This window comes from Paenibacillus sp. FSL R7-0345, from assembly GCF_038595055.1.
Lineage (GTDB): Bacteria > Bacillota > Bacilli > Paenibacillales > Paenibacillaceae > Paenibacillus_AQ.
On record NZ_CP152002.1, the window covers coordinates 6,216,119 to 6,229,276 of the forward strand.

Here is a 13,158-nt window from a genome sequence, read left to right on the forward strand (position 1 = left end):
AAGCAGCTCACTGCTTGCGGTATTCCCGCGGCGTCAAACCGGTGGCTTTTTTAAAGACCCGGCTGAAATACTTCTCATCCTCATAGCCGACCAGCTCGGAAATCTGCGACAGCCGCAGGCTCGTATTGTGCAGCAGCGTCTTGGCCTTGCCGATCCGTAAGCCTGTTAAATAGTCCGACAGGTTCTCACCGCTGATCTGCTTGAACTTGCGCGATACATTCTCACGGCTGATGAAGAAGCGCTCGGCAATATGCTGCAGTGTCATATCCCTGGCGTAATTCTGCTCCAGATACTCGCGGATGTCCTGCACAAGCCGGCTGTCCGGGGTCTGTGCGCTTCCCTGGGCCAGGCACTGCAGCAGCGCCTTCAGCTGCTTCTGCCAGTTCCCTGCGGAGAAAAGCCCTTCTGCATCGTAGCAGGACTCTATCACGATTTCCGCTTCCGGCCGCCAGCGCTGCAGAACGGCACAGATCGCCTCCTGCTGCTGCATAAGGCTGCTCTCTGTAAGCACAGGCAGCCCCCCGAGCCGGTCGCCCCATTCCCTTATGACCCGCTCCATCCGTTCCAGATCTCCGGACAACACAGCTATTCCGAGCTTATCCGGCAGCGTCTCAAGGACGTAGTCTTTTTTAGACCTACTATCTTCCTGCTGCTCCCTGTACAGGTGAATCCGTCCGTCCCGCTGCAGCAGATTCCGTTCATTCAGCCCTTCCCGTGCCTGCCGGCAGGCAGACTGCAAACCTTCCGGAAAAGGACAAACACCGCTAAGCCCGATATCCATTTGTACTCCGTACACCTGTCTAATCGACTCATTGATGCGCTGCAGCTGTGCTTCCGCTTCCGGCACGTCAGCCCAGAACAGCATCACAATATCTGCACCTCCCTGCCAGCTGCGGAAGGCGAACCCGCTCCGCTCTGCGGTAATGACCTCATTGCAGACATTCGCCAGCACAAAGGAGGTCAGTCCTACATCACCATGGAACCGCTGCAGCAGCCGGCAGTCGCTCTGCTGCAGCGAGATAACGGCTGCCCGGCAGCCGGCTGCATGCTCCGGCATGCCCAGCTCCTCGCACAGTGCAGGCTTCAGCTCCTTAAAGGACGCATGACCCGCCGCCAGATCCGAGAGCATTTTATCCCAGTAGAGCGGCCGCAGCATATTCAGCTGTATATTCCGGTGCCGGGTCTGCTGCCGCTCAGCCTCCTCCTCCCGCCACAGCTTGAAGGCATGCTCCGCTGCGGCAATCAGCTGCCGGCTGTTGAGCGGCTTAAGCAGGTAATCCGTCCCGCCGTAGACAATCGCCGGCTTCACATAGTTGAAATCCTGATAGCCGCTGATGACAATCGTCTTCGTCTCGGGATAATGGCCGTGCAGCCATTCCAGCAGCTCCGCACCGTCCATCAGCGGCATCCGCATATCGGTGAATACAACCGCCGGCTGCTCCTCGCGCATAATCTGCATCGCTTCCTGCCCGTTCGTCGCCTCAAAGATACCGGCAATCTGATGCTTCTCCCACGGTACAAAATAGCGGATTGCTTCCCGCACATGCTTCTCATCATCTACGATCAGTACCTTCATCGTCTGCCGCTCCTTTGTCTATGTGATGGGTCTGGTTCTCCAGAGGAATGATCAGTGTAACCGTAACCCCTTGTCCCTCTTCGCTGCGCAGCAGCAGCTCCGTCTCTCCGCTCATCTGCAGCCGCAGCCGGGCCAGCACGTTGGCCAGGCCGATCTCTTCGTGCCCGGCCTTGCCGGTGTGCGCAAGTCCGGCAGCGATTTCCGCCAGCCTCGCCTCCGGTATCCCTTTACCGTTATCCTTAACGGCAAGAATCAGTCTGTCCTGCTTATCAAGCGTGCAGGAAACCGTAATCACGGCTTCACGGATTCCATCCGCGAACCCGTGCTTGAAGATGTTCTCCACGATCGGCTGCAAAATCATCTTCGGCACAGTAATGCCAGAGGCAGCCTCATCGGTATCGATATCCAGCCGCAGATTTTCTTCGCCGAAGCGTTCAGTCTGCAGAATAACATAGTTCTGCACATGCTCCAGCTCATCCCGCAGCGGAACCTGCGTCCGTTCCGTATTCATGGAATAACGCATCATGCTGCCGAGTGAGTAGATGAGATCGTACACCTTCGGCGCATTATAGCGCAGGGACAGACTGGCAATCGACTGCAGGGCATTGTACAGAAAATGCGGATTAACCTGGGCCTGCAGTGCTTTGAGCTGATTCGTTTTATTGGCCAGCTCCAGCTTATATTCCTTGAGAATCAGGTCATTAATCGTGCGGGTCATGCCGGTAATTTTGCGGGTCAGCAGCCCAAATTCATCCTCGCTCTCGGCTTCCATATGGGCATCCAGCTGGCCGATCTGCACCTTTTGGGTGAAGGCAATCAGCTTCTTGATCGGTCTTGTGAAGCCGATGGAGATGACGACTGCAACAATCCCGCCCAAAATTAGAAAAAGTACACCTATACCGGCATTGAACCGGGTGATGATCCGGGCATCAGCGTACAAATCGCCGTATGGCACCAGCTTGATAATGCTCCCTTTAAACAAAGGGGCATCGATATGCCGGTACATTACAATCCCAGCGAACCCGTCCTTTTTCCAGCTGAAATGGCCGCTCTCACTAGCTTCCGGCAGCCGGCTCCAGCCTGCTGTCACCCGCTCCCCGATCCATTCCGGATCAGAAGAAAACAGCGCCTCTCCCTGTTCATTCAGCACATACAGCCGCTCCGTGTCCGAATTGTACATCGACCTGACGATCCCCTCCAGCTCATCCAGCCGGAAGTCGACCGACAGATCGGCCAGCACCTCGGCGCTGGGCGCCCGGTAGAGCGGAAAATGGGCCGTGAACACCGGCACCGTGCCCGATTTCAAATTCGGAAAGCCGGATTTCATCCCGTACTGGTGATCCATGTGGGTCACCTCGATAAACGGCCGGTAGGTTCCGCCCGGAACGGCCGAAGGGACAAAGGTATCCGCTTCACGGCGGAACAGCCCGCCGAGCAGCAGATTGGACTGCTTCGGCGCTCTCACGTACAGGTGAATCTGAAACGTATTCTGGTCTGAGAGAAACAGGTTGTACAGCTGGGTTGAAATGACCGCCCGGGTATCCGGCGCAGCCGTACCTGCCGGCAGATCAGCCGGGTCCTTGGCCGTAAGCAGTGTCGTATAAAAGGAGCTCGGCACATTGATTCCGCTGTACAGCGACATCGCCCGCTGATTCATCCCGTTGAAATAGCTGCTGAGATTGCCTTCGCCGAGGGTGAGCAGCTTCGTATTCTGTTTTACGGACTGCTCGGTCACCGACTGCTTGGTATAGAGATAAGAGAACGTAACCGAGATTCCCGACGGAATCACGGAGGCCAGCAGCACGAGCGCCATCAGCCGGGTACGGATACTGTTTTTCAAGTAGAAACGGCTACGCCGTCCTAAACAGGACGGTATCCGTTTCTGCGAGAAAGATAAGGATAAAGGATTGCGTGAAGTATATACTTTCTTATCTTTGAACATGTGGGCCTCCTGATAAGAGTTCGGGCATCCGCTTTCTATTGTGAACGCTATCATTTAAATGGATACAATCTTTGCAACGACAGCATACACCGAGTTTCGTGCGCAGCGCTACTATGAATTTTTTCCGCCGCCTCTCAGGCACGCTGCAATATAATCCACTTTTCTAAGCATCAAATTGAGTGTTGGGGGAGCCGGGGGCTTTCTATAATGAAGCCATGAACCTGTAGAATAACTACACAAAAGGAGATTCCCTATGAGAAAAACGCTGCGGCTTCAAAAAGGCTGGGGCCAGCAAATGGTGTTCCTCGGACCCTGCCTGCTCTTTTTCCTGACCATTGTGGTCACGCCCTTCTTCCTCGGCTTCTACTACTCTTCCACGGACTGGAACGGGCTTGATCTGGACAAAGCGGTCTGGACCGGCGCGGCCAACTGGAAACGGATTTTTATGAATGACGATAAGTTCTGGGAATCCCTGCTGTTCACCCTGCGCTTCACGGTTGTCTCCGTAGTGGCTGCCAATGCGCTTGCGCTGCTGCTGGCCTTTATCCTGATGACCACACTGAAGACCAAAAAGGTGCTGCGGACGATCTTTTTCATGCCTAACGTGATCGGCGGTATTCTGCTCGGGTACATCTGGCAGTTTATTTTCACCAAAGGCTTCGCCACTATCGGAGAAATTACCGGTATTTCGTTCTTCCAGCTTCCTTGGCTGGGTACACCAGGCACCGGCTTCTGGGGACTTGTCATCGTGTTCGTCTGGCAGACTGCCGGCTATATGATGGTTATCTATATCGCGGCTTTGGCCGGAATTCCAAAAGATCTGATCGAAGCAGCCAAGATTGACGGCGCCCGTGCCCCGCAGCTGTTCAGAAGTGTCTACGTACCTTTGATCATGCCTGCTATCACGATCTGTCTGTTCCTGACCACCTCCAATGCCTTCAAAATGTTCGACCTCAACCTGTCGCTGACCAAAGGCGGGCCGGGAACCTCAACCCAGTCGCTGGCCTATAACATTTACGCGGAGGCGCTGATTAACAACCGTTACGGGCTGGGCACCGCCAAGGCACTGCTCTTTTTCGCTGCGGTGTCACTGATTACAGTCACCCAGGTATGGATCACTAAACGGAAAGAGGTGTCGGCCTAATGGACACAAGCAGCTACCGCCCGAAAAATTTCATTTTGGAGATTGCCGCCATCCTTCTGGCCATCGTCTTCCTGTCGCCGTTCTACCTGGTGCTGAGCAACTCCGTCAAAAGCCTCAAGGAAATCCTGCTCGATGCCGCCTCCTTCCCTGCCGTCTACCACTGGGATAATTATGCCAAGGTGTGGGATGCAATTGATTTTCCGCAGGCGTTCTGGAATTCTTTATCGATTACCGTACTGAGCGTCATCTTCATCGTGCTGTTCAGCTCCATGGCGGCGTACCAGATTGTCAGAAAACCGTCACGGTTCAATAATTTTGTGTTCCTGCTGCTGGTGTCGGCGATGATTATTCCCTTTCAGTCTCTGATGCTGCAGCTGGTCCGGGTGACCAGTATACTGGAGCTGCGCGGCGAGCTGTACGGCATTGTGGCCTGTTATCTCGGCTTCGGGATGCCGCTGTCGGTCTTCCTGTTCCACGGTTTTATCAAAAGTGTCCCTTATGAGCTTGAAGAAGCTGCCCGGGTCGACGGCTCCAACCCTTACGGCGTGTTCTTCCGGATTGTGTTCCCGCTCCTGCTGCCGATTATTGTTACCGTCATTATTCTCAATACGCTATGGATCTGGAACGACTATCTGCTGCCGGTGCTGGTGATCGGGGGAAATAAAGATTTGACTACCCTGCCGGTGGCCGTTACTAAATTTTTCGGGCAGTACACGAAGAAGTGGGATCTTGCGCTTGCGGGACTGGTGATGGCGATTACGCCGATTCTGCTGTTCTTCCTGTCGCTGCAGCGTTATATTGTGGAAGGTGTCACCGCCGGCTCTGTTAAGGGGTAACCGCGTGCATAACCGGTGCTGCAACAATATCCACTTTTTCGAGCAAAATATTAAGTGTAAGTGATCATCGTGATGCTATACGATCTAATTGCAGGAACCACAGACCAGGGAGGTTATTCTATGAAAAGAAAGCTTGCGTTGATTATGGCAACCGTTTGCACTTTGATTGTAGCAGGGTGCGGCAACAACAGCAGCAATAATGCCGGCAATGGCGGAGCTGCAACCAATACTCCAAAAGAGAATGCTGCTGTTGAGGCTACGGCGGCTCCCGCCAAAGATGTGACGATCAAAATGTTCCAGTTCAAGGTTGAAATTGCCGAGCAGCTGAATGCACTGGCCGAAGAATATGAGAAGGAAACCGGCGTGAAGGTTGAAGTGGAGACACATGGCGGTGGTGAAGACTACGGCGCTCTGCTAAAAGCTGAAATCGCTTCCGGATCTGAACCGGAAATCTTCAACAACGGCGGCTATACTGCCCTGGTCCCTTACATGGACCGCGCTACCGACTTGTCCGACCAGCCTTGGGCGGCCAATCTGATTCCAACCTCTAAAGCTCCGGCCACCGTTGACGGCAAGCTGTATGGGATGCCGATGAACGTTGAGGGTTACGGACTTATTTATAACAAGGATCTGTTTGAGCAGGCCGGCATTACCGAGGAGCCTAAAACGCTGACCCAGCTTAAAGACACTGCCGCCAAGCTCAAGGCTGCCGGAATCACTCCTTTTGAAGCTACCAATGAGTGGTGGTCGATGGGGATTCACCTGGTGAACGTAGGCCTGGCCCACCAGCCTGATCCGAAGCAATTTATCGAGGATGTCAAAGCCGGTACACAAACGATCAAAGGCAATGCCGTATTCGAGCAGTGGCTGGATCTCGTGGATGTGATCTTCGACAACGCCCAGGATAACAAAATGACAACCGATTATGCTACACAGGTTGCCGAATTCGCCTCCGGCAAAGCGGCCATGATGCTGCAGGGTAACTGGACCCAGGGCGACATCGACAAAATCGATCCGGCGCTGAACCTCGGCCTCCTCCCGCTGCCAATCAGCGATGAGGAAGGTACGATCCTCGTCGGCGTGCCGAACAACTATATCGTGAACAGCAAATCCGCGCATCCGGAAGAAGCTAAAGCCTTCCTGAACTGGCTTGTCACCTCCGAAACCGGCCAGAAATACCTGACCAAGGAATTCAAATTCATTCCGGCAGAAACGAACATCGCAGCTGACGCTGCTGACATCGGCCAGGTTGCCGTTGCCGTGCAGGAGAAATCAGCTACCGCACTCGGCTGGAACTGGGATATGTTCCCTGACGGCGTAACCCAGGGCTTCGGCGCTGCCATGCAGGAATACCTCGGCGAGCAGATCGACCGCGGCCAGCTGCTGGAGAAGCTGGATAAAGCAGTGCAGGATATTGTGAAGCAATAGATCACCGGGTTATGTAAAAGCACCTTCAAAACCGCCAAAGCGGGATTGAAGATGCTTTTTTGTGCCTGCTATATTAGACGAACATCTCCACAATCAGGAACAGGTTCAGTGCTACAACCAGCGCGGAGATCATCCAGCCGAGGATCGTTGTTATTCTGCGGTTAACCAGCCCGTGCATAATCTTGCGGTTGCTGGTGAAGATAACCAGCGGAATAAGTGCAAAAGCAATCCCGAACGACAGCACAACCTGGCTCATGACCAGCGCGCTGGTGGCGTTGATGCCGAAAGCGATGATCGCCAGCGGTGGAATGATCGTAATCGCCCGTCGCAGATACAGGTTGATTCTTTTGTTAATGAAGCCCTGCATAACCACATCTCCGGCCATTGTGCCGACAGAGGAGCTGGATAAACCGGCGATCAGCAGGCCCAGGCCGAAGGCAATAGCCGTAACCGGTCCGGCCAGATTGCTGAATTGCTCGAACGCGACATCCAGATCTTCGACCACCAGCCCATTTTTGAAGAACAAGGCTGCCGCTACAATGACCATGGCCATATTTACAGCCCCTGCGATCACCATCGCAATGACAATATCGATCATTTCCCATTTAAAAATCTGTTTCTTCTGCTTCTCATCCACCCCGACCACCCGGCTCTGGGTCAGCGAGGAATGGAGATAAATCGCGTGCGGCATAACGGTTGCGCCGAGAATACCTGCGGCCAGCAGCACGCTGTCCACTCCCTGAAACGCCGGGGTGAAAATCCCCGCCACTACTGCCCCGGCATCCGGCTTCGCCATAATGACCTGGAAGGCAAAGGCTAAGACCACGACCATCACCATTGAGGCAATCCCGGCCTCCAGACTGCGGTAACCGCGCCGCTGCAGCTCAAGTATAGCGAATGAGCCTACAGCCGTAATGAGTGCAGCCGGCAGCATCGGAATTCCGAATAGTAAATATAGTCCGAGTGCCGCCCCGATAAACTCTGCCAGATCCGTAGCGATAATAACAAGCTCACTCTGAATCCATAAAAAGATCGCTGCCCCCTTCGGAAACTGCTCCCGCGCCACCTCCGGCAGGTTCTTGCCTGTTGCAATACCGAGCTTGGCGGATAACGCCTGGATCAGCACAGCCATCAGATTCGAAGCGGCGATTACCCACAGGAGCAGGTAACCGTATTTCGAGCCCGCAGTAATATTAGTGGCAAAATTGCCCGGGTCCAGGTACGCTACTGAAGCAATAAAAGCCGGGCCCAGAAACGGAAGCAGCCGCTTCAACCCTTTTACATCCCCGTTTAAAACGGCCTGTGCCGAAATCTTGTTCTGTCTAACCTTTATGGCTTTGGGTGTCTCCACCGCTGTCTGATCAATCATGCTGAACCCTCCTTACAACTGAAATGTTGTCTATATACACGAATTTTTTATATATGCGAAAAGTTTATTATATAAACGAAATGTTGTCTTCGCACCGAAAATTTGTCTACACGCACTTAAGTTTCCCTGATGCAACTTTTACTTTACAATCATTATATTACCCATATTGAAAAAAGTAAATGTAATTTTCATGGTTCTCTTTCCTGTTGCACACACAGATACAATTAACGCGAATCGGGGCGTTACAATCAAATCAGCCGGCTCAAATGAGCCGGCTGTGATCAACAGAACTTCCTATAGATGCGAATACATGACGTGCAGCTTCATCAACCGGCAAAAAGACTCCGATCCCCGGAAACAGACCGCTGCCAGCCGAAAGATACATCTGCTTGTAACGGATCGGCATAAGATCACTCGTATCTTTTACTCTGGCAAGTACGGTTCTATATAAAGGCTCTCCCTGCTTGGGGTCATCATTTCTCATCCCCCAATACTGTTCCCCGCCATGCTGATGCAGTCTCTGCAGCAGGTTCTGATACCAGCCGTCATACCGGGACAGCAGATGATTCCGCCTGAACGCATGCAAACCGTTAATCGCATGTGCTTCCCACTGCGCAAACGCTTCTGTATTAAAGGTGGCACGGGAGCGGACAGGCAGTTCAGCGCTGAAATGAAAATCCATCAGATTGATCTCATTCGCGGAGATGGCCTCAGGTGATAAATCAAACAGATCCGTAAACAGCTCATTGGCTCCCTTAATGTCCAGAGTTGGTGCTACAAGCATTGCCGGTATACCGAGCGTATTCAGCAGCTGCCGCGCTCTCCCCAATTCCTGTTCCACCAGTTCCCCCTGCATATCAGGCTGAACGGGAAGATAACCTGCTGCTGCAAGCAGTTCATTACGCTCATCAAAGGTGCATTCAAGGTATTCTGCTATGCGCAGCATCGTTTCGCGGTCAGGCAAGCGTTGTGAGCGGCCGACCAGCAGATTTTTATAGGTCAGACAGGACTCGTCGTTTAATTCCTGCTGTGTGAATCTTTTTAAGACGGGATGGGGATCCAGGCTATATTTACGCTGGCGCTTTATGCGAAGCGATTCGATTTCTCCCAGTGCAGCTTTCAGCATTTTTTTCTGCAAACCCTTGCCTGCACTCATACCGCTTCCCCCATTTCTTTCATTACACAAGTGCAGTTCTGCACTTGGGCTCATCATTGCCGTCTATTATTATATGTCCCGTGAAGCGCAATTCATATCTTTATATAAAAGAAGGAGGAACTATGAAAGCTATAGTCATGTCAGATTACGGAAGTGCCGGTGTCCTCCATGAGCAGGAAGTAGCCAGGCCAGCCTTGCAGGATCATGAGGTTCTTGTTGAAATGCACGTAACCACAGTCAATTCGGGAGATCAGCTGATTCGTTCCGGCGCTTTCCGGGATTTGCTCCCGGTACGGTTTCCGCATATTCTTGGTGTGGAGATCGGAGGCGTAGTGCAAGATACCGGCAAAAGGGTAACCCGGGTCAAGCCGGGCGACCGCGTGATTGGATTTACTTTTACTGGCGGGGCTTATGCCGACTATGTTGCAGTGAATGAGCATTCATTGGCCGTTATTCCTGAAAACCTTACCTTCGGGGAGACAGCGTCATTGTCCGGCGTAGGCTTGACTGCATGGCAGGCCCTGTTCCGTTACGGAAATGTACAGGCCGGAGAGCGGGTCCTCATTCATGCCGGTGCGGGAGCGGTAGGACATCTCGCGGTGCAACTAGCCAAACAGCACGGAGCTCATGTCACAGCTACAGCACGCACCGGGAATCTGGAATTTGTCCGGGGGCTGGGAGCCGATGAAGTAATCGACTATCTGACTGCGGATTTTGCGGAGGTGACCCGGCCGGTCGATCTTGTGCTTGATATGGTCCGGGATGGAGGCGTTACGGAAAGCAAAAGCTACGCTGTGCTAAAGGATGGCGGTAAGTACCTGTCGCTCGTGTCTCCGGCTGTCAGGCACAATCCGGTGATCCGCGGGATCGAAAATCTGTTTGTCCAAGCTGTGCCCGATTCCGCCGGCTGGTCCTCTCTCATACACAGCGTGCAGGAGCACAAGCTTAAAGTCCATGTGGATAGGATCTTTCCGTTCACTGCCGAGGGTGTGGCAGAAGCCCACCGGAACAATGAAGCCGGAGGCAAACAGGGCCAGCTGCTGATCTCCTGGAGCCGGTGAGCTTCAATCCCGGTACCCGCCCGGGGAAATCTCGTGCGGCGGCCTGGTTTATGTACCTTTTGGCACGCAAACAACGGGAGACAGACTCAGCGCCTGCCTCCCGTTGTTCGCTCCTTCAGTAAAGTTCCGCTTATAGCACACGACGCTGCAAATCTGTACGCAGCTGTTCGTTCTGCGCCTTCAGCCCGCTGAGCTCCTGTTCCAGCTCCTCCACATGCTTATGCTGCATGCGGCCGCCGTGACCGCGGTGACCATGCCCGCCGGGCATACCGAACATCATCAGGATCATCATCATTGGACAAATCAGCGTCAACAGCCAGGACCAACTCATCGTTCTGCCTCCTCAGGATTCAAGTTGCTGGTCCCAGTATAGAGGCTTTTTGTGTAGAAAATATGTTGTTACGAGCCTGGTCTGGTGTTTATCTGTAAAAAGAAATTTTCCTGTCACGGCCGCAGTCACGATCGCTGGCCGCCTGTCAGCGTTTACCGTTTACCGTTTACCGATTACCGATTACCAGTTACCATCGGCAACTAAGTGGATTTTCGCTATCTAATTTCGGATTTTCTAGCGATTTACCAGAACTAAGTGGATTTTCGTCATCTATTTTGGCTCATATCACGCTTATGTGATGAATACGGTGTTTTTAAGTGTCGTTTTTCCAACTAGTTCTCTGCATACCACTTAACATTTCATAACCGCCCGGCGCCAACCTCAACTCCATCTCCATTTTCATCAAACAAACTTCATTTATACTGATCCTGCTCTACTTCTTCCCCTTCCACCCGTCCTTCAGTGGCACAATCCGGTTGAACACCAGATGCTCCGTGCTGCAATGCTTGTTGTCAGCGGTAAAATAGCCGTGGCGGATGAACTGGAATCTCTCCAGCGCCAGTGCTTCGAGCACATAGGGCTCGACCAGACAGTGGTTCAAAGTCCGGACGGAATCCGGATTGAGGACACCCTCCCAGGCTTCGCTTTCGTTCTTCGGCCCTTCGCCAACCTTCAGCAGCTTCTCATACAAATTCACTTCGGCAGGTACCGCATGGCTGGCGGATACCCAGTGGACCGTTCCTTTGACCTTCCGCCCGCTCATCGCGCTGCCGCTCCTGGTCTCCGGATCATAGGTGCAGCGCAGCTCGCTGATCTCCCCGGTTACCGGGTCTTTGATCACTTCGTTGCACTTGATGATATACGCACCCTTCAGGCGCACTTCACCGCCCGGAATCAGCCGGCGGAAGCCCGGCACCGGATGCTCCATAAAGTCTTCCCGTTCAATGTAAAGGGTGCCGCTGAAAGGTACCTCTCTTGAACCCAGCTCCGGGTTCTCACTATTGTTATCCAGACTCAGCAGCTTAGTCTCCGGTCCGGTATAGTTGGTGATCACTATCTTGAGCGGTTCCAGCACAGCCATTACCGCAGGAGCGCTTGCCTTCAGATCCTGTCTCAGTACATGCTCCAGCAAAGAAAAATCCACCATCGACTGGCTGCGAACCATCCCGATTTCCGTAACAAACCGTTTGATGCTCTCCGGTGTAAAGCCCCGTCTGCGCAGCCCGCGCAGGGTCGGCAGCCGCGGATCATCCCAGCCTTCTACATAGCCGCCGGCCACCAGCTCACGGAGGTATCTTTTGCTGGTAACGACTCCGGTCAGGTTGACTCTGCCGAACTCCCTTTGCCGCGGCGGCTCGGGGATATCCAGTTCATTCAGCACCCACTCATACAGCGGCCGGTGATCCTTGAACTCCAGCGAGCACAGCGAATGGGTCACTCCCTCGATTGCATCCTGGATCGGATGGGCAAAATCATACATCGGGTACACACACCATTCATCCCCGGTCCGGTAATGCGGCGCATGAATGATCCGGTAGAGAATCGGGTCGCGGAGGTTGATGTTGGGTGAGCCCATGTCGATTTTGGCCCGGAGCACCATGGCTCCAGAAGGGTAATCTCCCTGCCGCATTCCGGCGAACAAGGCCAGATTCTCCTCCACCGGGCGGTCACGATACGGGCTGTTCAGGCCGGGCTGCGTCAATGTGCCCCTGTAGGTTGTCACTTCCTCCGGGGACAGTTCGCAGACATAAGCTTTTCCTTTACGGATCAGGGTCACGGCACTTTCATAGATCTGCTCCGAATAGTCAGAGCCGTAATAAATCCGCTCTCCCGGACTACAGCCCAGCCACTCCAGATCCTCGATGATCGCCTTCACGTATTCCATGTTCTCTTTTAAGGGATTCGTATCGTCAAAACGCAGATTAAACGTACCGCCGAATTTACGGGCCAGATCATAGTTGGTATGGATGGCAAACGCGCTGCCGATATGGAGATAACCGTTGGGCTCCGGCGGAAACCGGGTGCAGATTTCCCTGCCGAACACTCCGATCTCCACATCCTCCCTGATCAGCTTTTCCATAAAATTCTCAACGGGTGCTGCCTTATCATCTAGGGTCGCGCCTGCCACGCCTGTTGCTGCAGATAAATCCTTCATTTGTATACCCTCCTGTAAGTTGGTAAAATCTCCGCTTATTGAACTTCTCTGGTCAACAAAAAAGAACCCCACCCCCAAGACTGATTAGTCTTGGGGACGAGATTCTCGCGGTACCACCCCAGGTTCATTAATATGTCGCCATATTAATCTCATCAAGTAC

General features: G+C 53.3%; 10 protein-coding genes and 1 other annotated feature (1 of these 11 running past the window's edge). Of the genes, 4 read left to right on the forward strand and 6 right to left on the reverse strand.

What is annotated here, in order from left to right; all coding sequences use genetic code 11:
* Positions 1–7: 7 nt before the first annotated feature.
* A complete protein-coding gene (locus tag NST84_RS26900) occupies positions 8–1,576 on the reverse strand; it encodes a response regulator (protein WP_342563127.1) in 1,569 nt (522 codons plus the stop codon).
* Entirely contained in the window at positions 1,554–3,416 is a 1,863-nt protein-coding gene (locus NST84_RS26905; RefSeq protein ID WP_342563128.1) for a sensor histidine kinase, read from the reverse strand. The genes NST84_RS26900 and NST84_RS26905 overlap by 23 nt, the downstream gene beginning before the upstream one ends.
* A 355-nt stretch (positions 3,417–3,771) precedes the next feature.
* Here NST84_RS26905 and NST84_RS26910 point away from each other — a divergent pair, with 355 nt between their 5' ends.
* The 3 genes from NST84_RS26910 to NST84_RS26920 all read left to right on the forward strand — a co-directional run bounded on the left by NST84_RS26910 (position 3,772) and on the right by NST84_RS26920 (position 6,926).
* Entirely contained in the window at positions 3,772–4,662 is an 891-nt protein-coding gene (locus NST84_RS26910; protein ID WP_342563129.1) for a sugar ABC transporter permease, read from the forward strand.
* A complete protein-coding gene (locus tag NST84_RS26915) occupies positions 4,662–5,498 on the forward strand; it encodes a carbohydrate ABC transporter permease (protein WP_342563130.1) in 837 nt (278 codons plus the stop codon). Before NST84_RS26910 ends, NST84_RS26915 begins: the two co-directional genes overlap by 1 nt.
* A 120-nt stretch (positions 5,499–5,618) precedes the next feature.
* Positions 5,619–6,926, forward strand: a complete 1,308-nt coding sequence (locus tag NST84_RS26920; protein WP_342563131.1) for an extracellular solute-binding protein — start codon at positions 5,619–5,621, stop codon at positions 6,924–6,926.
* Between the two features lie 73 nt (positions 6,927–6,999).
* Here the strand turns inward: NST84_RS26920 and NST84_RS26925 are convergent, their stop codons facing one another.
* Positions 7,000–8,295: an Nramp family divalent metal transporter gene (locus NST84_RS26925; protein WP_342563132.1), complete on the reverse strand. Its 1,296-nt coding sequence runs from the start codon at positions 8,293–8,295 to the stop codon at positions 7,000–7,002.
* A 262-nt stretch (positions 8,296–8,557) separates the two neighbouring features.
* Complete coding sequence (locus tag NST84_RS26930) at positions 8,558–9,451, reverse strand: hypothetical protein (RefSeq protein WP_342563133.1); 894 nt, start codon at positions 9,449–9,451, stop codon at positions 8,558–8,560.
* Positions 9,452–9,573: 122 nt separating this feature from the next.
* Between NST84_RS26930 and NST84_RS26935 the strand changes: the two genes are divergently transcribed.
* The gene (locus tag NST84_RS26935) at positions 9,574–10,512 is read left to right on the forward strand and encodes an NADP-dependent oxidoreductase (protein ID WP_342563134.1); all 939 of its coding nucleotides are present in this window, start codon (positions 9,574–9,576) and stop codon (positions 10,510–10,512) included.
* A 130-nt stretch (positions 10,513–10,642) separates the two neighbouring features.
* On the opposite strand, the gene NST84_RS26940 is transcribed toward NST84_RS26935, so the two are convergent.
* Positions 10,643–10,843: a hypothetical protein gene (locus NST84_RS26940; protein WP_342563135.1), complete on the reverse strand. Its 201-nt coding sequence runs from the start codon at positions 10,841–10,843 to the stop codon at positions 10,643–10,645.
* A 433-nt stretch (positions 10,844–11,276) separates the two neighbouring features.
* Positions 11,277–12,998 carry a glutamine--tRNA ligase/YqeY domain fusion protein gene (locus NST84_RS26945; RefSeq protein WP_342563136.1) on the reverse strand — a complete coding sequence of 574 codons (1,722 nt, stop codon included), beginning with the start codon at positions 12,996–12,998 and terminating at the stop codon, positions 11,277–11,279.
* Positions 12,999–13,087: 89 nt separating this feature from the next.
* Positions 13,088–13,158: a binding site (T-box leader), on the reverse strand; it runs 199 nt beyond the window's last position.